The organism is Dermatophilus sp. B7861-1 (assembly GCF_058996045.1).
The window spans coordinates 2,214,601-2,239,838 of sequence record NZ_CM180082.1 but is presented as its reverse complement, the minus strand read 5'-3'; the positions used below and the strand labels follow the sequence as shown (position 1 = coordinate 2,239,838).

The window sequence follows — 25,238 nt, the reverse complement described above, 5'->3', positions numbered from 1 at the left end:
TACTGGGGAAAAGGTGGGGGTAGGTTCGGGTTTCGTTGGGGTGGTGCGCAGTAGCGTGAAACACTGTGACCAGCGTCGCTGCGAGAGCGTCCGTGTGCTGAGGAGGATTCACCGTGCCCGACATGACCTATTCCGGTTGGTTCACTGCTCGTGCACATAGAGAGCCGCAGCGGGCAGCGTTGACGTTCGAGGGACGCACCTGGACTTACGGTGAACTCTGCGATGAGGTGGATCGGTTAGCGCAGGGGTTGCGTGAACGGGGAGTTCGTCAGGCAGATCGGATCGCCTATGTGGGGGAAAACCACGCAGCGTTGTTGATGACGTTGATTGCTGCTGGTCGCATCGGTGCGATTATGCTTCCGGTGAATTTCCGGTTGGCCGAAGAGGAGCTGGCGTTTATCCTCGCTGACTCGGGTGCTGTCGCGGTGGTGGCTGATCCGCCTCGTGCGCAGATGCTGGACAGTGTGTTTGCGGCAGGTCACGAGGGTGTGGCGGTGCGTGTGCGGCTCGTTGTGGACCAGCCTTGCACCGGGTGGGAGGAGTTCACTGAAGTCGTGGAGGGCAGCGCGCCCATTGTTGCTCCTGCGCTGGTGCGTAACGATGACCCGGCGCTGCTCATGTACACCTCGGGGACTACGGGGCGCCCGAAGGGAGCTGTCCTGACGCACGCGAATCTGTGGTGGAACGATGAGTCGCTGTTTGGGATTTTCCATGTCACGGCGCAAGACACCACGTTGGCGGTGGCTCCGCTGTTTCATATCGCTGGTTTGAATGTCACGGTAGGGATGACCTGGAAGCGCGGTGGCCGTGTTGTTGTGATGCGGCGGTTCACGCCGTCGGCTTTTTTGTCCACGATCGAGACGGAGCGAGTAAACACACTTCTGGCTGTGCCGGCTATGTTCTTGGCCACGATGCGTGCGCCGGAGTTCGTTGAGGCTGATCTTTCGTCGTTGCGGGTGTGTTTGTGTGGCGGGGCTCCTGTACCGCCCCAGGTAGTGACGACAATGGGGGAGCGTGGCGTCACTGTTGTCCCTGCGTATGGGCTGACTGAATGTGCGCCGTGTGTCATGGTGTTGGCGCCAGATGCGGCTGCGACTCACCCATCCAGTGTTGGCAAGGTCCCCATGTATATGGACGTCAAGCTCATGCGTGAAGGAGTGGAGCAGGCCGGCCCTGAGGCTGAAGGTGAGATTTGGGTACGGGGTGGGAATATCACCGTCGGTTACTGGAACAATCCCGTTGCAACTGCTGCGGCTATCGACGAGGCGGGCTGGTTCCGCACTGGTGATGTGGGTCGACGTGATGCAGCTGGGTTCCACTATGTGGTGGATCGGATCAAGGATGTTGTTATTACCGGCGGGGAAAATGTGTATCCGGCTGAGCTGGAGCATCATCTTCTCGATCATCCTGCTGTTGTAGAGGTCGCAGTGATCGGTACGGCTGACGATGTGTGGGGTGAGGCTGTGACGGCGGTCGTTGTCCCGGCAGATGATGAAGAACGTGTTGGTGTGGATGATTTCCGTTCTGTTCTTGAAGGAAAAGTGGCTCGTTTCAAATGGCCTCGACGTATCGAGTTTGTGAACGAACTTCCTCGGAATGCTCAAGGAAAAGTTTTGAAAACGGTATTGCGAGATCGTTTTTCAGAAAAATGACATGTTTTTCGTCGTGTCTTCGCCTTCAGAGCGAGGATTGTGTGAGGCCTCGCTAACCTTGAAGTGGCGATAGCGCATTCTCAGACAAGGGGCATTGGGGTTTGCTCAAGGGGGAGAGGTGCGCGTGTTAGTGGATGCTTCTGGGCGAGGAATGCGATGGTTGCTGAAAAAACACCGCGGGCTACCTGCGGTGTTCGTCATGTGTGCGTGGCTCTTTTGGTGTGGGTGGCGGTGACAGGATGTGCGCGTTCAGAGGTTCCGCCGGAGTCGGATGAGCCAGATAGTGCAGCGACGATGGTGGCCGGGGATTTGATGCCTGCGTTAGGTCCTGAAGACGCTAGTCGTGTCTCTGATGCCGTGATACACACCTGTGAGGTGAGTCCGGCTGGGCGTGCGGTGGTAGAGGCTACTGTGCGTAATTCCGGTTCAGCGACAGCGACGTTCATCGCTTCGGTGGAGGTGATGCACCAAGGTAAGCGGGTGGATTCGTTGGCGTTGATTGCTAGTGGTGTGGAGCCGGGACGTCAAGTGCGTAAACGTGGCCAAGGGGTGCGCACTGATTTGGTTAAACCTGTGCAATGTCGGGTGACTGGGGTGGATTCGGTCACTGGCTGAGTGGGCTGTTGTGTTACTCGCTGAGAAGGTCGAGCAGCACGTGGATCATTTCTGGTGAGCTGCCCAGTTGTTCGCTGATAGTGGGTGTGTCTTTGTCATCGAGGTAGGTGGCCTCCCACCAGATGGCATCGACGTCCCGTTCGGTGATGCAGGGGGTGATGAGCAGGGGGCGCCCCATGGTTGAGACATGCAGCGCCCAACAGGTGTGGGTGGGGTAGCGGATAACTGTGGTTTCTGGGTGGCTGGGGGCTAGCTCTTTAGCGATAAGGGCAACCAGGGCGTGCTGAGCTGTGCAGGGGTTGTCCAAGAGGGCGAGTTCGATATCTGAGGCGATGAATTGCAGGCCGTTAGCGTGGATGCCGCGCACAGTGGTGATGGCTGCTTCTTGCTCGCTGAGGGGGATTTCGATGGCGGTGCGGGGTAGAGCTACGGCGTTCATGAACCCTCCTGGTTGGTTCCTCAGCGATTCCGTTCGCTGGGGTGAAGCAGAGGACTACCTATCGGCAAGGTCACGATGAGATAAAGGTGTGCGGCGCTCGTCGTGGCAGGAGTGGTTACGGGTGGGGTTACCAGGAGCAGCGGTCGTCAAAGCTGGCGATATCGATGGTGTTGATTCCACCGAGTTGGATTGCTGAGTGCAGCGGCATCGCTCGGAGCAGGTCGGCAGTGCTGTTGGGCATGCAGGTACTGGTGGTGAGGGCGATGGGGGCGGCTGCTTTAGCGGCTGCGGGAATGCCTGCGATGGCGTCAGGCCAGTGGGTGCCAGTGGTGAAGAAAACGGTGCTGGTTTTGCTCAGTGTGGGGGAGATGCTGATCAGTGCGGTGTTGGTGCTGTAGATGTTGTTGTCGGTGCTGCTGGTGTGCGTGATTCTGGCTGTGGGCGCATTGGTGTGGATTGTTTTGTGAATGGCAGGAGTGAGGCGTTTGGTGTTGCCGACTAGATGGATGGAGTCCGTGTGCTTGATGCTCTGGGCTGGCAGGCCAGCAGGGGAGGCCAGGAGTAAGGGGGCGTGTTCGCCGGCGGCAGCTGCTCCGGCGGTGATGGCATCGGGCCAGTCATCGTCGTGGCCGCTGGCAACGTAGACCTTGTTGGGGTGGGGGATGGTTGCGGCCAGGGCCGCAGCGGTGGTGTATCGGTTGGTGCCGGCGATGCGGGTGATGTGGGGGATGTCGCGTAGTTGCTGGGTGAGGCGTTCTGGGAGGGCTTTGGTGCCGCCGACGAGGTAGATAGTGGTGGGTTGTAGTCGGTGGATTTCGGTGAGAACAGTTTCAGGGATGCTGTTGGGGGTGGTCAGGAGCAGGGGAGCCTCGGCGTGGGCGGCTGCTGGGCCAGCAGCCAAGGCGTCGGCGCGGTTGAGGCCGTTAGCGAGGTAAATGGTGCTGCTGCCGTTGGGCCAATATTTTTGGGAGATCGCTGTGGCGGTGCTGTATCGGTCAGTTCCAGCGATGCGGGTGAGGGTGGGTGGGGTTGTCCAGTTGATATGGGTGATTTTTGAGATGGGTGCAGGGTCGGCGGCGGCAGTGAAGGCGGTTGTGAGGGATACAGAAGTGGCCAGGGCTGCGGTGATCAGGAGTGTGTGGGGGCGCATCGGCATGAGAGGGGTCCTTTCCTGCGGTCTTGATTCCTCCATCGGCATGAATAGGCCCGATACGCAGACGTATTGACATGAAGTTGAGGGTGTTTCCTGATCTGTCAGGTTGCTGGCTGTTCAGGCGTTGATGCCTTGGCGGCGCAGATGGATCGCGCAGATAGTTGCTGTGGCGAGCATGAGCCACCACGGCATCCATGGGATGGGGTTGCTGATGAGCACACCTGCCAGGGTGAAAGCCACCAGGTGAGTGATGAGCAGGTGCTGGAGGCCAGCGCGGTCTAGGCCACGTGGACGCTGTGCCGTTGGTATGGCGTTGCGACGGGGAAAAGCCCGGAAGATCAAGAAAGCAAGCAGAACAACCAAGGGGATCAGCGCGAGAAGTCCGTATTCGGCCAGGAGCTGCACGAACCCGTTGTGTGTGGGGGTTAAAGGGCGGGGGTTGTCTGGATCTTGGAGCCGCCACAGCGTGGTGAGGGAGCCTCCACCGACACCGGTCCATGGATGCTGACTCCACTGGTTGAGTGCGAACCGGATGAGTTCGAGCCGGAGGTTGTCAGAACGAATAGTGGAAGGATCACCAGGGTTTAAAACAGCTAAAACCACGTTCCGGAATGGAAGCAGGGCCGCAGCGACAGTAACGACTATTACTAGGGAGAACATGGCGCTGACGATGCGTACTGCTGGCGGTCGAGGGCCAGCGTGGCGTCGTTGGTGATGCAGCCGAGACCACCACATGCGAGCACTGCTGGAGCGGGTGAGTGTAAGCACCAAAGCAGAAGTCAAGACAATGACCACAGCGATCAAAGATGAACGGCTACCGGTCATCCAGGTGAGCCAGGTGCAGGTTGCCGCGGTTGCTACGAGTGCCAGTCGAGACAGAATCCCTATTTGTTCTGTTGCCCACCCAAGGGTGATCCCAATGGTCAGGACAAGGATAGTGGCGTAATTGTTCGTATTAATAAACATGGCTACTGGTGCATGCGGATCACCTGTCCACGTGTAGTGGTGCACGCCAGTCACAGCTTCGCTGACACCCATCGGTAGCGAAGCAACAGCGATAGCTAGCCACATCCACCTGGTTGCGCCCGGGGATTGGAGAAACAACCCCACAAGAGCGCACAGCACACAGCTGGCAGCGATAGCGCTGGCGCGAGCATTGTCTGTGTCGGCTACACCTGGCAACGACGCACGAAGAATATGAGAGGCGTTCCAGCAACCCACAAACGCCGCAAGCATATACACCGGCAAGTGTCGCCACCCGCGCAGCAGTAACACGCCTGCTCCGGCAGCAGCGAATCCCCAGTACATCGGCCACGGGTCGATAATTCTGTGACCCACAATCGGCATCGCTAACACCACGCCGTACGCGACACCACCGCAGGCAGCTAACACCCACAACACCTGAGCCAGGCGGAACCACGCCGACCGAGGCGCAGCATGCACGCTCTGCGATGACTGCCAGTTCCGTTGACCAGAGGAACCGGCCATATCGACTACCGCCATTTCCCCTCCTCGCTGGTGCGCCGCCGGGCGAGGACGGACCAATGCCTCCTCATCGACCCGATTCTGTCCGATATGAGACGGATATCCATTGAGGACAAGTGGTTTCGCTCGCAGACGTGTCGGTGTTGGCAAGGCAGACTGGATATGCACGACGACCGAACCTGGCCGCCGCGCACCTAAAAGCAGCGCGAAAGGGTAACAACCATGCGGTTCGGAATGTTCATCCCGCAAGGGTGGCGGATGGATCTGGTGGGGATTCCGGCGGCACAACACTGGGGAGTCATGGCAGGGCTAGCCCGTGCTGCCGATGCCAACAACATGTGGGAATCCATTTGGCTACACGACCACTTCCGCACAGTTCCCGAAGCCACCCACGAACCTACCCATGAAGCATGGACTCTCACTGCTGCGCTGGCTGCAGTGACCGGCCGGGTTCGGCTGGGGCAGATGAGCACCACGATGGGGTATCGCAACCCGGTGCTCCTGGCCAAAATGGCCGCCACGGTCGACATCATTTCGGAGGGGCGCTTGGATGTTGGGTTGAGTGCAGGGTGGTATGAGGAAGAGTGGCTGGCCTACGGGTATGGGTTTCCTAGTGCGGGCGAACGTATTGGCATGCTTGCTGAAGGGGTAGAGATTCTGCGGCAAGCCTGGACTACCGGCACAGTCACCTTTAAAGGACGCCATTACAACGCTGAAAATGCCATCGTTGCGCCACGGCCGCTGCAAGGCACGCTCGTGACGGGCTCACCTGCCAATGGCATTCCGATATGTATTGCTGGCGGGGGAGAAAAGAAAACCTTGCGGCTCGCTGCCCAACACGCCGACTACACCAACTTCGAGGGCACCGCCGAAAAGTTCGCCCACAAAACCAACATCCTTACCCGCCACTGCACTGATGTTGACCGGGACCCGGCCACTATCACCCGCACCGCCACGTACACCGTCATCGTCGGGACGGACCTCACTGATCTCAACGAAAGACTCCGCACTATCGGTAACCGCATGGTTGAGGGTGGTATCACCCAAACGCAGGCACACGCGCAGGTAGAACAGTTGCGAGCCCAGCCGTTGGTGGGCACTCCAGACAAAATTTGTGACTATCTTGACGAAATGCGCGCCATCGGCTTGGACTACGCCATCGCATACTTCCCCGAGGCTGCGTACGACTCCACTGGTCTAGAGCTTTTTGAGCACTACGTCATCCCTGAATTCCGTCCACGTAAGAGAATGCGTCTGCTCTGACCCACCCCACATCCCACAAACGAAAAGCACTACGCTGGCGCGGAACCCACTTGACCACAGCGGCCCAGCAGCAAAGGCGAGGCGCCCATGACTTGGCACAAACGACTCGTCCTGGGAGTGATCGCAGTTATCGCGTTGGCTCTCGTTACCGGCACTCTTTTATTCAAAGAACACCACACTCTTACTTTCGCGGAAGGCAACAACCTCCACACCCTCACCGCGTTTGAAACTTCAGGTGTTGCTGCTGACCTCATGGCCAGCGCTACACCTGAAGACGACCTATCGCTCTTTGCGCCCTTACCCAGCGAACGTGACATCACCACTGCCCAGGCCGTTGCTACTACAGAGGCAGCGCGGTTGCCGATCTCAACCTATGCTGGCCGGCTACCCCACCCAGAGGAAACAGGGGTGGCCCTAGTAGGCAGTGGCGTCTCCACCGTTGTCGACGGCGCAGGTCGAGAGACAATCACCTATCAGGGCATCACCTACCCTGTCGTCGGAAGATTGGGACGTACCCCAGAATCCCAGCAGCGCAACTCCGCTCTTGTTTTCGACCGCGGGCTTTTCACATCTTCTCCGCAACCGCTCGTCCTCGATGGGGCATATGCTGCCACTGCGTTTGCGCGCACCTATCCCAACCGGCAGCGCCACGCTGCACCCTTAGCTGTGCAGAACACTTCCGGTACGTATTCGGTTCCAATACTGGCCGTAGTGGGTATTACCGGGTTGGTCACTCTTGCCGCCTGGGGGATTATTGCTTCTCGCATGTTCATCCATCACGGCAGGAAACTCAGCCGCGGTGGCCGCTCCTCTAGCTCTGTGCTCACCCGTTTTTTCACAGAGATCGCTACGATCCTCGGCACAGCGGCTCTCCTCCTGGCTGCCACGCTCATGACCGTGCTCGGCTCTGACGGAATCCCTACGGATCTGGCTCCGATGTGGGCTTTGGCTAGTTTGGTGGCCGCGGGGTTGGGGATGGCTGATTGCTCTCGCCGTATCTGTCAAAGCAACCCGGGTAAGCACGTACGGTTAGCTTGGCCACAGCAGCTGCCTGGTCAAGGCCGTACAGCGCATTGATGATCAGACGATCAGCACCGGCGTATCGGTAAAAAGAGGGGCCTGGCGGGCAGATAGCGCGCCAGGCCCCTCTTTTTCTTGGTGTTACACGTGGAAGGTCTGAACCAATCGACGTAGTTCATCGGCTTGGGAAGAGAGCTGATGAGACTCGTCGGCAATAGTGGAGGCGATGTCGTTGGATTCTTGTGCCGAACGGGAGACAGATTCCACGCTTCCAGCAATACCTGCCGCTGATTGCGCCGCATCGGAAACGTTGCGGCCCATTTCGTTTGTGGTGGCGGTTTGTTCTTCTACTGCCGAAGCGATAGTGGCCTGGGTATCATTGATTTCGGCGATGATCGAAGAAATCTCGGAGATAGCGGTTACGGCGGCTTCGGTGTCTACCTGAATCGCCTCTACCCGGCGGCCGATGTCTTCGGTGGCTTTGGAGGTTTCTTGTGCCAGATCTTTCACCTCGTTAGCCACCACAGCGAAGCCTTTACCAGCCTCACCAGCACGTGCAGCCTCGATCGTGGCGTTCAATGCCAACAGGTTCGTCTGCTCAGCGATACTGGTAATCGACTTGATCACTTCACCGATCTGGTGGCTTGATTCGCCCAGTTTGCCGACAGTTTCGTTAGTGCGGTCAGCGACCCGTACCGCGGAGGCAGCAACTTCTGCGGCGGCGTTGGCATTTTTCGCGATTTCGCGGATACTCACCGTCATCTCTTCTGTACCTGCAGCTACGGTCTGAATGTTGTCCGAGACCAGGTTGGTGTCTGAGGTGACGTTTGTCAGCTGGGTAGCCGCACCGGAGGAAGAAGTACGGAGCGTATCTGCTGTTGCGGTCATACGGCCGCTGGAGTCAGCCAGGTTCGATGCCACTTCCGTGGCACGTTGAATGAGATCACGTAGGTGCGTTTGTGCTTCGTTCAACGCTGAAGCCATACGGCCAATCTCATCAGTAGAGGTTGCTTGTACGCGCTGTGTCAGGTCGCCTCTGGCCATTGCTTCTAGCGCGGATTTGACCTCTTCCACGGGACGTTTCACCGAACGGATGATCATCCATGCCACGAACATCGATAGTGCTAGACCAAGTAAGAGAACGATCAAGCTTTCTACGAGCGCAGCGCGTTGAGTAGAGGATGCCTCATCCGAGTACTGAGCTGCGGTGGCTTCGAGTTCTTTGGCTGCTTTGTCTAAGGCGTCATCGGAGGCCTGGAGGAGGTTACGGCTTTGCCCAGGTATTTCGGTTGACTCGTAGGTTTTCGGGTCGTTCTTTAACGCTGCTGGGTAGACCACCGAGTCACGGTGTGTCAGCCATGCGTCGTAGCGTTTCGTGAACTCGCTCCACGTCGGCATTACTTCTGCAACAGAAGGATTGTTTGACAGATCCGAAATGATTTTTTTTACGTCGGCATCATTGGTCGTGTACTTCTTCTGCAGGGTTTGGGTTTCTTCTGCAGAGCGGGCGGCTGAAATGCTGGACAACAGGCCACGGATGAAAAGCTGCTTGCGGCGTAGCAGGTTAAGAGGGTCACGGATTTCTTGCAAAGTTCGTATGCTCTCGGTCCGCTCCACCATTTGCTGACCGGAGTAGACATTCACGCCCGTGATGACGATTGCGACGAGCGACATTACTGTCACGATTGCCATGAATTTGCGTGTGAGGGGAAGGTTAGCCAGCCATGGGGGAGTGTGGTCCCTGCTGGTTTGCTCCGGTGCGGTGGCAGAAATGGACATGGTGGAGAGAGTCCTCTCGAAAAGTGAGCACCAACATGCGAGTGATGCAGGTCTTCTCCATATCGGTGCACACGAAGGCTTTCTGAGAGTTCAGATCACCCAAGAGAGCATCAACAGAAGGACACTCACACCGCAGCTGCCTTCGCCGATGAGTTCGATGAACCTGCCCCCAGATCTTTCATGCCCGGAAGATCGACCGGCTGCGAAAGATGGAGACGGCGCATGCGCGAGCACACAAAGGCAAAATCCCGGTGGACGGGCATTAAAGCGCAGATCGGTGCCATCGGAGCAGTGGGCATCATTGGGATAATTCTTCTTGGCATCAGTGCCCTCATCGCTGTGGGGCAACAGCGTTCCCTTTCAGATGAAATCGAAGCTCTCCGGGATGTCAACCGCAAAGTCGAAGCCATTCGTTACGCCAACGCAGACGTCAGTGGCTGGCAGGCTTTCTATGTCTGGGACACGCGTCGCAAAGATCCAGCCGAGGCGGTTGCTGGCGGAAAAGAAACTAACCGTGGCTCCTACCTCGCTGCGACTGAAGACCTTAAAAAACAACTCGCTGACTTCCCCGTTGACCAACTCACGACACAAGAACGCGCTAACTGGGATGCCATGACTGCCGCCTGGAAACAGTTCTTCGACGCGGACGGGCGTGCTGTGGCTTTGTATCGAACAAAAACACCAGCGAACCTGGACAAAGCCGACGAAATCATCGACGACGCAGAAACGCCCGGTACTGCTGCACACGCCTACGACATCATCGACAGCAACGGCAAGGCTCTTTTCACGTCAGTGCGGGCTCGCTCAGCAGAGAAGCAGAAGAATGTAGCCGAGGTCGCCACGACAATGACGTGGGTTTTCGTGGTCGTATTCGTGCTCTCGATCGCTCTTTTGACTTTCACCGTGTACCGAGTCGGACGGCGCATATTCGGAAACATCAGTGCTGTGCTTGAAAGTGTGAGTGCTCTCAGTCGCGGTGACCTCACGGTCGCGTCTGTGCCGACCTCTGAAGACGAACTCGGACGTATGGCGTTGGCCATCGAGAATGCTCGTCTGTCTATGCGGGAAGTGATCTCTGAAGTGTCGGTTGCCTCTGCCGCTGTTTCCGGCTCTTCAAACCGGCTAGCTCAAGTTGCTGAAGAGTTTGGGGAAACCTCGACCGCTGTTGCTGAAGGGATGGAGCGAGTTTCTCGAGGAACTGCTGGAGTCAGCGATCAGGTCCAGGCCGTCGCCGCCGGTGCTGAAGAAATGACGGCTTCCATTCGAGAGATCGCCAAGAACGCTGAAGCAGCGGCCGGAGTTGCAGGGCGCGCTGTGGCCGCTACCGAGATGACCAACCGCACCATCGCCAAACTCGGTGAAAGTTCCATCCAGATCGACTCAGTGATCAAATCTATTGGCACTATCGCTAACCAAACCAACCAGCTCGCGCTGAACGCCACGATTGAATCTGCGCGCGCCGGAGAAGCAGGCAGAGGGTTCGCTGTGGTGGCTGGTGAGGTGAAAGATCTCGCGCGGGAAACCTCCACCGCGACGCAGGACATCAGCCGCCGCATCACCGAGATCCAAGAAGACACCGCGGCGGCTGTGGCTGCTATCGAGCAGATCAGCATGATCATCCGTCAGATCGATGACACGCAATCCACTATCGCTTCGGCAGTGGAAGAACAGACCGCGACCACCAATGAGATGGGAGTCAACATTCACCGCACCGCTAGCGACACCACCGGCATTTCTCGTGAGCTGGCTGCGCTGGTGGATCGTGCCGGTCAATCATCGACAGTGGCGCTCACCGCGGCTGATTCGGCCCGTGAACTCGCTGATGAGGCAACCACTCTCAACACGTTGGTTTCTCGTTTCCGGTTGTAGTCAGCAGGGCACACCAGCTGTTTCAGTGACGTGTTCTGTGTGCCGCTGACCTGTTAAGAATTCGAGTTGTGGTGCGTTTCTTCCTTCGGAGAAAAACGCACCGTCTCGTTTTCGCCTCCCAAGCGCTCGCCGGTGACTGCCGACTTCACAAGGTTGGCAAGTTGCACAATCATTCCGCTTCCGGAGGAATCCCAGTATTCAGCTGTCTCGGCATCGACACGCAACAACACATTTTCTGGATTTTCTGGCCCGCCTTTGAGCCACGCATCTGTGAAAGTGCCCCACAGTTCTTTCAACTTTTCTGGATCATTCAAGACGCGTGCGGTGCCAGAGACAGAAACCCAGGATCCAGAGCCCGCGAATGCCAGATTCACTCGCGGGTTCGTGGACAAGTGGCGCACTTTCGCTGAATTTTTCTCAGTGATGAACCAGAAGGTTCCGTTCACTTCGGCTTCCTGGGTTGCCATGGGGATGGAGACAAGTCCGCCGCTTTTATCGACCATTGTCATCATCGCCACGCGTGTGTTTCTGATCAGCTCGGCAACTTTGGCTTGCCGTTGCGCGATACCAGTTTCTTCCACCAGGGGCCTCCGCAATTACAACAGGTTTAAAACTGCTTGTGTGTTTGATATGACCCGAAAATATCTGGATTAAGCGAAGACATCAGAAACATATCGCTCGTGTTCTTGTTCCATTGAAGTTAGCCATTCCTGTGCCTCATCGATGGAGATGTTTTTCGCCTCCGCGCAAATACGCGTGCACACGTCACGAACCGCTGGCGCCATACGTTCACCGTCTCCACACACAAACAGGCTCGCACCGTCGTTGACCAGGTCGATGATGTCGGCGCGGTCGGCCCACATGCGATCTTGTACGTATCGCATAGGTCCTTCAGGGCCTTCTTCAGGAGCGCGTGAGAAAGCCGGCCGGATATCAACAATTCCTTCTTGCTCCCAGGCCGCGAATTCCTCGGCATACAGCAGGTCGGTGTTGGGGCTGTGGCAGCCAAAAAAGAGCAGCGTCGGGGCGGGGGTGACTCCTTCTTCTTGAGCTTGCAGGGCGCGTTGTTGCACGAACCCGCGGAACGGTGCGATCCCTGTTCCAGCGCATGCCATGATCACAGGAGTTGTCACGTCCTGGGGAAGATTATTTGCCATGCTGCTGCTACGCACACTTACCGGGATTCTGGCGCCAGGGCGGGTGCCAGCCAAGTATGACGAGGCCACCCCGTGGTGCTGTCCACGCCCTGAACGCGCAGGTTCGGACAAGTGCGCGACAGTCAACGTGACGTGGTCACTGCTCCACAAAGGCGAAGAACTGATTGAGTACTGCCGGGTGCTCAATGGAGTGAGCATGCTCAAGAAACTCGATAGAGAAAGAGAAACTGAACGGAACTCTTCCAATAAATCCAGCACGGATCGACGTTTCTCCAGGATTTCGGGTTCGTAGTTTTCTTCTTCAGCGAGGAAGAGAAGTTTTTTCTTTTCCGGTGGGCAAGAGCAGGCATCAGCTAACTGAGAGATGTGGCGTCTGCTGGCAGGGCGGGACAGTTCGACGTATTCGGCGAATAATTCACCTGCCGAAATGGGTTCATCCAGAGGGAGCTTGGTAGAGATTTCTTCGCTTGATTCGATGAGTAAGCGGGTGTCATAGGCGAGGTCAAACCGGTTCAGGACGCGGTCTACAACTGAGGCAGGGTTCAACGGCAAAACAACTAGGTAGTCGCCGGTGTGATAGGTCGCTCCCGGAGGGAGCGCGATTTCTAGGTGGCGTTTGCTGCGGCCCCCGGGCTGAGAAGTGTCGACAAGTTCTCGGTTGGCCACGACTGTGCCAAAACCCAGTTCCGAAGAAGCGAAGATAGGGCTGCGTCCCTCGCCCAGAACCTCGACATGCAGTCCCGCGTTGACGGTGTCCGGGGTGGGGGTGGCGACTCCGAGCGCGTGAGCGACAGCGGGCCACATCAACTCCTGCCACGTTTCGAAGTCACCGAAGAAGTCACCTTTGACGTTAGCTTCACCGCGTTCTAGTAGCCGTTGCGCGCCAGCTGTTTGCAGGCCCTCGTCGATGATGGTGGGGATGCGTTGATAGGTGCGAGCCCAGTCGGTGTTACCGCAACCGAACACAGCGAAACGTACTCCACGCAAAGAATTCGGGGCTTGCTCGCCTAACCAACGCACAAAACGGCGCGCATTGTCTGGCGGCTGACCTTCGTAAGAGGCGGTGACGATGAGGGTTGCGCCGTCGCGGCAGAGATTGTCGATTCCCTCATCGAGAGGGTGAACGGTGGGGGAGTAGCCCAGGGTTTTTGCTTTTCCAGCGATTTGATTCGCGAAGGCTTCACAGGTCCCTGCGTTGGAACCGAAGAGGATCTGCACCGGGGTGCCGTGCGCCTCAGCGATCGTTTCCGGTGCGGTTTCGGTGACATTTTCCACCGCGCTAGTGACACGTGCTGAACCGACACCTTCACGGCGCCGTAGCCGCACAAATAGGCCATCAGGTTTGAGAGTGAGGGTTTCTTTAATTTTGAGAGTGTAGGTGGGGTCAGACCAGTCGATATCGAATCGCTGCAGGAGAAGAGCAAGGACGAGCTGTGCCTCTTGGAGAGCAAAAGCGCGGCCAAGACAAGAGCGTTGGCCGTTACCGAAGGGTTTCCATGCGTTGGCGGGAATGTCTTTGGCGCGTTCGTACGAGAACCGATCTGGGTCGAATCGTTCTGGGTCTTCCCACACGGTGGGGTCACGGTGAAGTGATGGAGTGAGCACCATGGCGGTCTCGTCGGGATGTATTTCGAACTGGTCTGCCAGCAGAGTCGTTTCGTACGGGTGGAGGGCAAAAGCGGGGGCGGTGGGCCATAGGCGCAGCGTTTCGCGCAGGATTTGGTCTAGATATCCCAGCTGGCTGAGGTCTTCATATGTGGGGAATCTTCCTTGCAGCACGGTATCGACGAGTTCGCGTGCAGTGGCCATCACCTGCGGGTTACGCAGTAGCTCGTAGACAGTGAAGCTCAGTAGCCCAGAGGTGGTTTCGTGCCCAGCAATCAGGAACGTCACCATTTGATAGCGGACGTTTTCATCAGAGAGCCCTTCACCTGTCTGTGGGTCGCGGGCTTTGAGCATGGTGTCCAGAATGTCGCTGTTGCCGTTGGGCAGGGGAGTGGCCTGACGTTGCGTGATGAGCTTGCCAGCGATTTCTTTCATGACGCGGATGTTTTCTGCGTACCGGCGCTGGTGAACTACCATGAGTCGGTTTTGCAGAGGAATGCGACGATTTTGTTGTCCGGATTCGTTGAGCGCTTCCACCATTGCGTTCACGAAAGGATGCAAGGAATCAGAATAGAAAGAGTTGAACCGGTAGCTAAAAGAACACAAGGCGATTGTGTCTAGGGTCAGCCTGATGAAATCGTTAACGACGTCGATGTCGGCGTCCGGGCCGAGCCTTTCCCACTTCAGCATGAGTTGTTCAGCGATGTCACTCATGCCGTCAAACATTCCCCGCAGTGCTAAAGGTGAGAAAGCAGGCATGAGGATTCGGTGAGCTCTGCCCCAGTTTTCTTCCCCGGTATAAGCAGTAAAAAGGCCGTCCCCGGCAAAGGATCGAATGTTTTCCAATGAGCCATGTACGCGTTTATCGAAACGGGACTCATCGCAAAGTTCATCAGTGAGTTTAAAAGAAGAAACAAAATACACTGCCGGCTTTCCAGGGAACTGGTGACGGAATATTTCTCCATACTTTTTAGCCAGCTCCATGCTCGCTTGAATCGGGCGTTCGGGATCGAGGGCGTGGAGGGTGCCAGTGACGGGGCGGACTTCAGGTCCAGGAACGGAAGTGATGGTCATGGAGCTTCCTCTCGCATGTCGGAGTCGCTCGAGGCGAACGGCTGTAAAAGCCTCGGCATCTACAGGGATGCTGAGCGATTCGCGGGAGCATATCGGCGTGCATGGCAAGCGGCTTTATTGCTTTTGCTGTAGTACGCGATATGCGTGTCAACCTTGATGGTTTGCTGCAGGAGTCGGATGAAGCGCAAGGCTTGGGGCTTCGATGCCAACTATGTGATCGCAAGGTGAGTTCGCTGCTCCGCTTGCATTCTAGTGTTGTCAATACGTTCGTATCGTAGTGGCGGGCGAGTCTACCGCCGCGGTATGGCACGCCCAGAAGCGGTGCGGGGTAGGAGCGTAAGGCCCGTGGTCACGAGGAAGTTTTTCGGGTGAATCAGTGGCGCCGCTCGCCCCCCTGAGCCTATGGTGAAGGAAAATTGTGACTGCTTCTTCTTTACAAGAAAAGGTTTTACGTGATGAGTAAATACGTTCCTTGGGTGAAAGCTTCAGCGCCGTGGGTTTTATTGGCTGTGGGCTTGTACATGTGGTTCGGAACAGAGGAACCGCTGACGGGAACACTATTTTTCATCGTTGCCATCATGTCGTGGTCAGAAGAAGAAACAGTGGGTAACCCCGCGGGCATATTTGGGGAAAATCCCGACGTAGCTGACATTAAGAAATACCGAGCTGAACACCCTGGCGCCACGATCACAGACGCCATCCGGGCCCTGCAAGCACGTCAATGATGTGTGAGTAACCTGCGCGCAGGCCCGGCAAGAGGTGACCAGGGGATAGTCATCGAACTCAGGGCCTTGTGCGCACTATCTGTTCAGAGAACCAAGAAACCTCCAGGCCGAGACAAAGTCTGACCTGGAGGTTTGTTGTGGGCCCCGTCGGGCTCGAACCGACGACCAGCGGATTAAAAGTCCGATGCTCTGCCAACTGAGCTAGAGGCCCGAAGCGCTTGACGCCTTACGCTGCGCGAACAGTGTAAGACAACGCTTCAGAACGCCACAAAGTGGAAGTTCCGCACCTACCGTACAACTTTTCACTCGCAGAAAGCACATCGGGCATCCGCACTGTGATCAGCGCCCCGCGAACGACCCGCTTCAGGGGTCAAAAAGTGGCCCCACCCAATCTGTTAATGATAATGATTATCGCAGTCTCTGCCAGGAGGGACCAGGACACCCGGAAGGAACCAAGTGCCACCCACCACTCGACATCACACCCTACCGTGGTGCCTAGTCCTCGCGACCATCCTCATCGCCGCCATCCTCATCTCCACCGCAAACGGCCCCCTAACGGTCCCACCCCTGGACGCCGCCCGCATCGTCATCGGACACCTCATCCCCAACATGCCCTGGATGAGCGACGGAAGCATCACCCCAGCCCAAGACCAAGTCGTCTGGACCTTCCGCCTACCCCGAACCCTGCTAGCCGCCCTCACCGGCGCATCCCTAGCCCTGGCCGGCGTCATCCTCCAAGTCACCGTCCGTAACCCCCTCGCCGAGCCCTACATCCTCGGCATCTCCTCCGGCGCAGGCCTCGGAGCAGTCCTGGCCATCGTCACCGGAAGCACCGCCATCACCGGCCTAGCCCTGAACACCGCCGCCTTCGCCAGCGCCGCCCTAACCATCGCCGTCCTGTACTACCTCGCCCAAAAACGCGGCATCATTGCCCCCGCCCGCCTCATCCTCGCCGGCGTCGCCCTCGGATCACTGCTCTCAGCCCTCACCAACTTCCTCATCACCACCACCGACGCCCAAAACATCTACAGCATCCTGCACTTCCTCCTCGGATCAGTCTCCGCAGCCAGCTGGCAAACCCTGCCCGCCACCGCAGCAGTACTAGCCATCGCCCTGATCGTCGTCGGCACCCGAACCCGCGCCATGAACGCCCTGACCACCGGCGACGAAACCGCCACCGCCCTCGGCGTCAACGTCCCCCACCTACGCCGCCTCCTCCTAGCCATCACCGCCCTCCTGACCGGCGCCACCGTCGCCGTCGCCGGCGGAATCGGCTTCGTCGGCCTCATCATCCCCCACACCACCCGCATGCTCATCGGCGCAGACCACCGCCGCGTCATCCCCATCGCCACCCTCATGGGAGCCACCTTCCTCACCCTCTGCGACCTCGCAGCACGCACCCTGTTCCAACCCATCGAAATCCCCATCGGAATCCTCACCGCCGTCACCGGCGCACCCTTCTTCCTCTGGCTCATGCGACACAAAGACATCTGACACCATGGACCTCACCTTCCACGACCTACGCGTCGACCTCGGCGGACACACCATCGTCAACAACGCCACCTTCACCGTCCCCACCGGCACCACCGTCGCCCTCCTCGGCGCCAACGGCTCCGGAAAATCCACCCTCCTACGCACCGCCTACCGCGTACACCACCCCACCAGCGGCCACATCACCGTCAACGGCGACAACATCCACACCCTCACCTCCATCGAAGCCGCCCGACGCATCGCCGTCATGACCCAAGAAACAGGCACCGACTTCCCCCTCACCGGAATCGAAGTCGTCCTCCTCGGCCGCGTACCCCACCAACGCGGATTCGGCGCAGACTCACCACAAGACCTCGACATCGCCCACACCGCCCTACGCGACGTCGGCGCACCCCACCTAGCCAACCGCACCTTCGCCGCCCTGTCCGGAGGCGAAAAACAACGCATCCTCCTAGCCCGCGCACTCACCCAACAAACCCCCGTCCTCCTCCTAGACGAACCCACCAACCACGCCGACCTCGGCTTCCAACACGACCTCCTCCACATCGTCACCAGCCGCGGAGCCACCGTCCTAGCCGCCCTCCACGACGTCAACCTCGCCCTGGCCTACACCCAACGCGCCGTCGTCATCCACAACGGCACCGTCCTAGCCGAAGGACCCACCGAGACCACCCTCACCACCGAACTCATCGACCAGGTACTCGGCATCGAATCAGTAGCCCTCACAGACCCCCGAGGCGGCACCGTCCTCTCATTCCGCCGCCGCGTCACCCAACCATCCCCCCACAACACAGACAGGAAAAACACATGAAAAACCGTGCCCTCGCCGCCACCGCCGCGGCCGCCCTCATCGGCTCACTGACCCTCACCGCCTGCGGCCAAGGCGTCAGCAACTCCTCCGCCAACAACGGAAAAAACGCCGCCCAAATCACCAACTGCGGTAAAGCACACACCTACCCCGCAGACCCACAACGCATCGTCGCCCTCAACCCAGGCCAAGGCGACCTCATCGCCCGCCTCGGCGCAGCCGACCGCGTCACCGCCATCGCCCAAACCAACGGCGCCCCCATCCCAACCAGCCTCACCGCCAACGGCCACAAACCCACAGTCCTATCCGACAGCGCCCCACCCACCAAAGAACAACTACTAGGCACCCAGCCACAACTCGTCCTCTCACCCACCACCTACGAATTCACCGCCGAAAAGGGCTACGCCACCGAAGACCAACTCCGCCAAGCAGGCGCCGAGGTCTACATCGCCGCAGCAGGCTGCCTCGACCGACGCGGCAAAGCTGACGTCACTGACCTCCTCACCGACATTGACGCCCTCGGCAAAATCCTCGGCAAAGACAAAGAAGCCCAAGAACTCCACAACAAAGCCCAAGGCATCCTCACCGCTGCCACCGAACGCGCCAAAGACCAAACCAAACCCAAAGTCGCCCAACTATTCATCGAAGGCGACACCATCTCCGCCATCGGTGGCGGCGTAGAACACTCCATGGTCGCCGCAGCCGGAGGAGACAACGTCTTCAACCCCGACGACCCCGCCTTCGCCAAATTCTTTGCCGCAGAAATCTCCCGCGAAACACTCGTCGACAAAAACCCCGAAGTCATCGTCTTCTCCTCCACCGGAAAAGACCACGAAAAACGCACCCGCGAATGGCTCACCAAAAACTTCGCCAACGTCGAAGCCGTCAAAAACGACCGCATCGTCGCCCTACCAGCCGCCGAACTCCTCCCCGGAACCTGGGGCAACCTCGACGCCGTCACCAGCATGAACGAAGCCTTCTACCCCGCGAAATAACCACCACACCCCACTAAACCCCGTTGAGCCCCCTCCACCTGGAGGGGGCTCAACGCGTATAACCACCCAACCCCAAACCCAAAAACAGAACCACCCAAAACATCACCAACATCACACCGTACGAAAGAAATTCACACATAAAGTGGTCCCAAAAAATCACGCCCCACCAAACAACACTCACCGAAAGCCCGCCCCACATGCAGGCATACCTACTCGCACGCAACCCCAACCACTCACTCACCCACGGCTACCTTCCCGCCGCCCACCGCCTCGGCCTACACACCACCATCCTCACCGACCACCCCAACGACTACACCCCCACCACCAACACCCGCATCATCAACTGCAACGTCCTCAACCACCACGACGTCATCGCCACCATCAGCAACCACCCCCACCCCGACGTCATCCTCAGCAACAGCGACCACCTCCAAACCCAAACCGCCCTCGCCGCCGCCTACTACAACCTCCCCGGCAAAGACTGGCGCGCCACCCTCCACACCAAAAACAAAGCACTCATGCGCCGCCAACTCGCCCACCACGGCGCCGGAATCACCACCACCGAACTACCACCAAACACCCCCACCAACACCATCCACACCCTCCCCATCACCTACCCCTGCGTCATCAAACCCCGCGAAGGCGTCGCCAGCGAAGACGTCATCCTCACCCACACCCCACACCACCTCACCACCGCCATCAACACCATCCGCACCCACCGCCCACACGACACCCTCCTCATCGAGGAATACCTCCCCGGAAACCTCTGCACCCTAGAAACACTCGGCGACAACCACCACCTCCACATCCTCGGCGGCTTCCACACCACCACCACCCCACCCCCCTACTTCATCGAAAAAACCTGCACATACACCCCCGCACACCCCACCAACATCACCAACCAAGTCCTCCACCAACTCAACATCCTCGGCGTCAACTTCGGCGCCTGCCACACCGAATTCATCGTCAACAACGGACACGTCCACCTCATCGAAGTGAACTACCGCTCCATCGGCGACCAATGCGACCTCCTCCTAGCCGACCTACACAACATCCCCTACTTCGAACACGTCTGGCGCACCCACCTAGGACACCCCCTACCCACACACCTACCCCTACGCACCAACATCGCCGCCCGCATCGACTGGCCCCACGCCACCACCCCCGGCACCCTCACCGCCGCCCCCACCGCCCACGAACACACCGACGGCACCACCCACCTCACCTACACCCCCCTACGCAACATCGGCGAAACCCACCCCCTACACCACACCAACCGCGACTACCTCGGCGTACTACGCACCACCGGAACCACCACCACCGCCGTCAACACCGCCGCAGAAAAACACCTCGCCACCCTCACGTGGGAAATCACACCATGACCCCCACACACCACCCCACCAACCCCAACGAAACCCACCTCATCCACCGACTCCTCGACACCTTCCTACGCGAAGACATCGGCAACATCCGCACCGCATCCACCCTCGAAAACCACCACGACGGCCCCTGGCTACGCCGCACACTCACCCCCACCACCGACCTACTCATCCCCGTCCAACCCACCCAGTTCATGTGCCAATGGCACACCCGCCCCATCCACCCCCGCATCGACCCCGGCCCCCACATCACCACCTACCCCCACCTCCTCACCACCATCACCCCCCTCCTAGACAACGACACCCGCAACGGCCTAACCACCCTCGCCACCGAATGCGCCCACCACCTCACCACCACCCACATCCACGACACCACCCAACACACCCTCCACCACCACCTCACCACCACCCACGGACCCGACACATCCACCTGGTACGGCCCCCACGCCTCCCTCGCCTTCGACGCACTCGCCGCACGCACCGAACACCCCGTCTACCCCACCAGCCACGCACGCACAGGACTCAACCCCCACGACATCCACAAATACGCCCCCGAAACCGCACCCCACATCCACCTCCGCTGGCTCGCCCTCCCCACCGAAACCCTCACCACACACCCCGGCACCACCACCCCCACCCGCACCGACATCCCCGGCCTAGCCCCCCACGAAACCGCCCTACCCATCCACCCACTAACCATCGGCCCCCACCTCACCAACGCCCTCACCACAACAGGCCTAGCCACCACCGCCCACCTCCTACACACCCCAGGCCCCGAAACCATCCCCACCCTCTCCCTACGCACCCTCGCCCTGACCACCAACCCCCTCACCCACCTCAAACTCCCCATCACCACCGCCACCCTCGGCAACCGCAACACCCGCACCATCACCCCCGGCAGCCTCATCGACACCGCCACCGGCCACCAACTCATCCAACACATCGCCACCACCACCAACAACCACCACATCCTCCACGCCGACGAACAAAGCTACGCACACGCCAACCACCCCCTCCTAGCCTGCCTAGCCCGCCAACTACCCACCACCATCACCAACTCCCTCGTCCTCCCCCTAGCAGCCCTCACCGCCACCACCCCCACCGGCCGCCTCGTCATCGACGACCTCGCCGACCGCCACACCAACGGCAACCACACCACCCTCCTCACCACCCTCTGGGACACCCTCCTCACCTGGCACATCACCCTCCTCGACCACGGCATCGCCCTCGAATCCCACCAACAAAACATCTCCCTAGTCATCGACCCACCCAGCCACACCCCACACCCCCCACACACCACCCTGCCCAGCGGCCACCACATCCGCCTCCTCTACAAAGACAACGACAGCCCCCGCATCTACACCCCCCAACTCCACCAACACCTCACCCCACCCCACCACCCCACCTTCAACGACCCCCGCATCAACGCCTGCACCCCCCACCAACTCACCGACATGTTCACCACCATCACCCTCCACCTATGCTGCGCCGCCCCCGCCATCCACCTCGAACACACCGGACACCTCACCCCCGGAACAAGCCTTCCCCTCCTACGCGAACGCCTCGAAAAAGCCACAAACACCATCACCAACCCCCACACCCAAAACCTCATCCGCACCCACATCCTCAACGCCCCCACCCACCCCATCAAAGCCATGCTCACCGCAGGCACCCTCCTGCCCAAACACCGCACCCGCCACCACGCCAGCGACATCAACAAGTACTACCTACCCGCACCCAACTACCTCACCACCTCCTAAACCACACCGCCACCACCAAGGACACCAATGACCACCACCGACACCGACATCACCCAAACCACCCTCATCGACGCCGACACCATCACCACCCACACCCTCCTCAACTGCCTCACCAGAGAACTCTGCGGCCCCAACAACCACCTCCACACCGCCAACAACCACCTCCACATCACCCTTCCCCACACCAACACCCAACTACGCATCCGCATCCGCCACACCTCAATCACCGGCACCCACCGATTCCACGGCCCCCTCCACGAACACCACAACAACACCTGGCAACCCATCAACGCCGAACGACTCGCCCACCTCATCAACACCGAACTCACCCACCACACAGGCCACCCCAACGACGAATTCATCGACCAAGTCCGCGCCAGCCTCCACCACATCCACCTCGCCACCACCCACCACACCAACCACACCCCCCACACCGGAACCCCCCACCTCAACTACATCAACTCCGAACAAACACTCATCCACGGACACCGCTTCCACCCCACCCCCAAAGCCCACACCGGCTCCGACACCCACTGGCACCGCTACGCACCCGAAGCCACCACCTCCTTCCCCCTACGCAACCTCGCCATCCGCGAACACCTCATCCACGAAGAAACCGCCCACGACAACGCCACCAAACCCCTCGACCGCCACGCCCCACCCACACCCCACGGCTACCGATACCTACCCGCCCACCCCTGGCAATGGCAACTACTCGCCACCAACCCCACCCTCCAACACGCCCTCACCCGCCGCGACATCATCGACCTAGGACCCGGCGCCCGCCACTGGCACCCCACCGCATCAGTCCGCACCCTCTACAACGGCCACGAATTCCTCAAATTCAGCCTCGCCATCCGCATCACCAACTGCATCCGCACCAACGCCACCTACGAACTCACCGGCGCAGTCACCCTCACCAAACACCTCAAAAACACCCTCGACACCCTCCACCACACCCACCCCAACACCACCATCCTGCGCGAACCCGCCTACCGCACCATCGCCCTACCCAACCCCGACGGCACCACCAACACCACCCTCTTCGAAGGACTCAGCGTCATCCTCCGCGAAGGCCTCCAACCCCACCTCCAACCCAACGAAACCCCCTACCTCGCCGCCGCCATCGCCGAAGAACACCCCCACTCCACCGCCCACGCAAGCCACCTACTCCACAACGCCACCCCCGAGACCATCCGCACCTGGTGGCAGACCTACAACAACCTCCTCATCCCCACCGTCCTCACCGCCTACCTCGACCACGGACTCATCCTCGAACCCCACCTCCAAAACGTCATCGTCTGCGTCGACCCCACCGGCACACCCACCCGCATGATCTTCCGTGACTTCGAAGGCACAAAACTCCTCCACCACCACCACACCGAACTACTCAACAACCTCCCCACCCACATCGCCACCCCCCTGACCTACACCCCACAACAAGGCTGGAACCGCATCACCTACTGCCTCTTCACCAACCACCTCACCGAACTCGCCGCCACCCTCACCGACATCCACCCCCACCTCGAAACCCACCTCTGGAACGACACCCGAACCACCCTCCACAACTACGCAGACCAACACAACAACCCCCAACCCCTCACCGAACTGCTCAACGGCGCACCCCTACCCGCCAAAGCCAACCTCATCACCCGCTGGAACCGCCTACCCGACCGCCAAGCAACCTACATCCCCATCACCTCCCCCCTCACCCCCAACCACCCCCAAACCACCCCATGAACACACCACCAGCCATCACCCAACTCGCCCGCAACCTCCACCACACCCAACTACCCGCCTACATCTACGACCTCCCCAGCCTCCACAACCACATCACCACCATCCGCGCCGCCCTCCCACCCAACCTCGAGCTCTACTACGCAACCAAAGCCAACCCCGACCCCCACATTCTCACCACCCTCGAACCCCACATCGACGGATTCGAAGTCTCCTCCAGCGGCGAACTCACCCACGTCACACAACACACCACCCAACGACCCATCGCCTTCAGCGGCCCCGCAAAAACCGACACCGAACTCACCACCGCCATCAACCACAACACCCACCGAATCCACATCGAAAGCATCAACGAACTCCACCAACTTGCCCACCTCACCAACCCCAACCACCCAACCAACATCCTCCTACGCCTCAACCTGCCCAACCCACCAACACAACCCCACCCAACCGGCCTCACCATGGCCGGCACCCCCACCCCCTTCGGCCTCGACCCCGAACAAGCCCACCACGCCCTCACCCTCCTCACCAACGGCACCTACCCCCACCTCCACCTCAAAGGAATCCACACCCACCTCGCCAGCGGCCTCAACGCCACCGACGCCCTCACCAACGCCCACCACATCATCAACCACACCACCACCCTCAGCCACCAACACAACATCCCCCTGAACGAAATCGTCCTCGGCGGCGGTATGAACGTCGACTACACCAACCCCCACCACCACTTCGACTGGAACACCTACGGCACCGGACTACACACCATCCTCACCACCAACCCCCACCTCACCCTACGCATCGAACCCGGCCGATCACTCACCGCCTACTGCGGCTGGTACATCACCGAAGTCCTCGACGTAAAAACCAGCCACGCAAGCACCGTCGCCGTCGTCCGCGGCGGCACACACCACATCCGCACCCCCGCCACCAAAAACCACAACCAACCCGCCACCGTCATCCCCATCAACCACTGGCCACACCCCTGGCCCCGACCAACCAGCCCCACCACACCACACCACGCCATCGTCTCCGGACAACTCTGCACCCCCAAAGACATCCTCTCCCGCACCATCCCCACACCCCTACGCGCCGGCGACCGCATCGCATTCAGCCTCGCCGGCGCCTACGCCTGGAACATCTCCCACCACGAATTCCTCATGCACCCACACCCCACCACCCACTACATCCACACCACCTAACCCACCCCCAACAACACGGCCGTGCCCCACCAC

Annotated in this window: 19 protein-coding genes and 1 tRNA gene; 13 read left to right on the top strand and 7 right to left on the bottom strand. The window is 59.4% G+C overall.

Features of this window, described 5'->3' with window-relative positions:
* Positions 1 to 122: 122 nt before the first annotated feature.
* Entirely contained in the window at positions 123 to 1,652 is a 1,530-nt protein-coding gene (locus tag AC2T9U_RS09855) for a class I adenylate-forming enzyme family protein (RefSeq protein WP_493695974.1), read from the top strand.
* 156 nt (positions 1,653 to 1,808) lie between these two features.
* On the top strand, positions 1,809 to 2,267 hold the full coding sequence (locus AC2T9U_RS09850; protein WP_493695973.1) for a hypothetical protein: 459 nt from the start codon (positions 1,809 to 1,811) through the stop codon (positions 2,265 to 2,267).
* Positions 2,268 to 2,280: 13 nt separating this feature from the next.
* Here AC2T9U_RS09850 and AC2T9U_RS09845 read toward each other — a convergent pair whose 3' ends face one another.
* The 3 genes from AC2T9U_RS09845 to AC2T9U_RS09835 all read right to left on the bottom strand — a co-directional run bounded on the left by AC2T9U_RS09845 (position 2,281) and on the right by AC2T9U_RS09835 (position 5,362).
* The gene (locus tag AC2T9U_RS09845) at positions 2,281 to 2,706 is read right to left on the bottom strand and encodes a hypothetical protein (RefSeq protein ID WP_493695972.1); all 426 of its coding nucleotides are present in this window, start codon (positions 2,704 to 2,706) and stop codon (positions 2,281 to 2,283) included.
* A 127-nt stretch (positions 2,707 to 2,833) separates the two neighbouring features.
* On the bottom strand, positions 2,834 to 3,862 hold the full coding sequence (locus AC2T9U_RS09840) for a cell wall-binding repeat-containing protein (protein WP_493695971.1): 1,029 nt from the start codon (positions 3,860 to 3,862) through the stop codon (positions 2,834 to 2,836).
* Between the two features lie 114 nt (positions 3,863 to 3,976).
* Positions 3,977 to 5,362 (bottom strand): O-antigen ligase family protein, encoded by a 1,386-nt coding sequence (locus AC2T9U_RS09835; protein ID WP_493695970.1) that lies wholly within the window; start codon positions 5,360 to 5,362, stop codon positions 3,977 to 3,979.
* 204 nt (positions 5,363 to 5,566) lie between these two features.
* Here AC2T9U_RS09835 and AC2T9U_RS09830 point away from each other — a divergent pair, with 204 nt between their 5' ends.
* Positions 5,567 to 6,607: a TIGR03560 family F420-dependent LLM class oxidoreductase gene (locus AC2T9U_RS09830; RefSeq protein ID WP_493695969.1), complete on the top strand. Its 1,041-nt coding sequence runs from the start codon at positions 5,567 to 5,569 to the stop codon at positions 6,605 to 6,607.
* 87 nt (positions 6,608 to 6,694) lie between these two features.
* On the top strand, positions 6,695 to 7,684 hold the full coding sequence (locus AC2T9U_RS09825; RefSeq protein ID WP_493695968.1) for a hypothetical protein: 990 nt from the start codon (positions 6,695 to 6,697) through the stop codon (positions 7,682 to 7,684).
* Positions 7,685 to 7,768: 84 nt separating this feature from the next.
* Here the strand turns inward: AC2T9U_RS09825 and AC2T9U_RS09820 are convergent, their stop codons facing one another.
* The gene (locus AC2T9U_RS09820) at positions 7,769 to 9,301 is read right to left on the bottom strand and encodes a HAMP domain-containing methyl-accepting chemotaxis protein (RefSeq protein ID WP_493695967.1); all 1,533 of its coding nucleotides are present in this window, start codon (positions 9,299 to 9,301) and stop codon (positions 7,769 to 7,771) included.
* Positions 9,302 to 9,628: 327 nt separating this feature from the next.
* Here AC2T9U_RS09820 and AC2T9U_RS09815 point away from each other — a divergent pair, with 327 nt between their 5' ends.
* Positions 9,629 to 11,275 carry a methyl-accepting chemotaxis protein gene (locus AC2T9U_RS09815; protein WP_493695966.1) on the top strand — a complete coding sequence of 549 codons (1,647 nt, stop codon included), beginning with the start codon at positions 9,629 to 9,631 and terminating at the stop codon, positions 11,273 to 11,275.
* Positions 11,276 to 11,328: 53 nt separating this feature from the next.
* On the opposite strand, the gene AC2T9U_RS09810 is transcribed toward AC2T9U_RS09815, so the two are convergent.
* Positions 11,329 to 11,856 carry a pyridoxamine 5'-phosphate oxidase family protein gene (locus AC2T9U_RS09810; RefSeq protein ID WP_493695965.1) on the bottom strand — a complete coding sequence of 176 codons (528 nt, stop codon included), beginning with the start codon at positions 11,854 to 11,856 and terminating at the stop codon, positions 11,329 to 11,331.
* A gap of 69 nt (positions 11,857 to 11,925) precedes the next feature.
* Positions 11,926 to 15,111: a bifunctional cytochrome P450/NADPH--P450 reductase gene (locus AC2T9U_RS09805; RefSeq protein ID WP_493695964.1), complete on the bottom strand. Its 3,186-nt coding sequence runs from the start codon at positions 15,109 to 15,111 to the stop codon at positions 11,926 to 11,928.
* A 455-nt stretch (positions 15,112 to 15,566) separates the two neighbouring features.
* On the opposite strand from AC2T9U_RS09805, the gene AC2T9U_RS09800 reads away from it, so the two are divergent.
* Positions 15,567 to 15,836 (top strand): hypothetical protein, encoded by a 270-nt coding sequence (locus AC2T9U_RS09800; RefSeq protein WP_493695963.1) that lies wholly within the window; start codon positions 15,567 to 15,569, stop codon positions 15,834 to 15,836.
* Positions 15,837 to 15,974: 138 nt separating this feature from the next.
* Here AC2T9U_RS09800 and AC2T9U_RS09795 read toward each other — a convergent pair.
* Positions 15,975 to 16,047: transfer RNA gene (locus AC2T9U_RS09795), tRNA-Lys, on the bottom strand.
* 245 nt (positions 16,048 to 16,292) lie between these two features.
* Between AC2T9U_RS09795 and AC2T9U_RS09790 the strand changes: the two genes are divergently transcribed.
* The 7 genes from AC2T9U_RS09790 to AC2T9U_RS09760 all read left to right on the top strand — a co-directional run bounded on the left by AC2T9U_RS09790 (position 16,293) and on the right by AC2T9U_RS09760 (position 25,205).
* Complete coding sequence (locus AC2T9U_RS09790; protein WP_115029181.1) at positions 16,293 to 17,330, top strand: FecCD family ABC transporter permease; 1,038 nt, start codon at positions 16,293 to 16,295, stop codon at positions 17,328 to 17,330.
* 4 nt (positions 17,331 to 17,334) lie between these two features.
* On the top strand, positions 17,335 to 18,138 hold the full coding sequence (locus tag AC2T9U_RS09785; protein WP_115029183.1) for an ABC transporter ATP-binding protein: 804 nt from the start codon (positions 17,335 to 17,337) through the stop codon (positions 18,136 to 18,138).
* Positions 18,135 to 19,130: an ABC transporter substrate-binding protein gene (locus tag AC2T9U_RS09780; protein ID WP_208302908.1), complete on the top strand. Its 996-nt coding sequence runs from the start codon at positions 18,135 to 18,137 to the stop codon at positions 19,128 to 19,130. Before AC2T9U_RS09785 ends, AC2T9U_RS09780 begins: the two co-directional genes overlap by 4 nt.
* Before the next feature lie 197 nt (positions 19,131 to 19,327).
* Positions 19,328 to 20,512: an ATP-grasp domain-containing protein gene (locus tag AC2T9U_RS09775; RefSeq protein ID WP_493695962.1), complete on the top strand. Its 1,185-nt coding sequence runs from the start codon at positions 19,328 to 19,330 to the stop codon at positions 20,510 to 20,512.
* Entirely contained in the window at positions 20,509 to 22,269 is a 1,761-nt protein-coding gene (locus AC2T9U_RS09770; protein WP_493695961.1) for an IucA/IucC family protein, read from the top strand. Before AC2T9U_RS09775 ends, AC2T9U_RS09770 begins: the two co-directional genes overlap by 4 nt.
* A gap of 27 nt (positions 22,270 to 22,296) precedes the next feature.
* Positions 22,297 to 24,009 carry an IucA/IucC family protein gene (locus tag AC2T9U_RS09765; RefSeq protein ID WP_493695960.1) on the top strand — a complete coding sequence of 571 codons (1,713 nt, stop codon included), beginning with the start codon at positions 22,297 to 22,299 and terminating at the stop codon, positions 24,007 to 24,009.
* Positions 24,006 to 25,205, top strand: a complete 1,200-nt coding sequence (locus tag AC2T9U_RS09760; protein ID WP_493695959.1) for an alanine racemase — start codon at positions 24,006 to 24,008, stop codon at positions 25,203 to 25,205. Before AC2T9U_RS09765 ends, AC2T9U_RS09760 begins: the two co-directional genes overlap by 4 nt.
* Positions 25,206 to 25,238 lie beyond the last annotated feature (33 nt).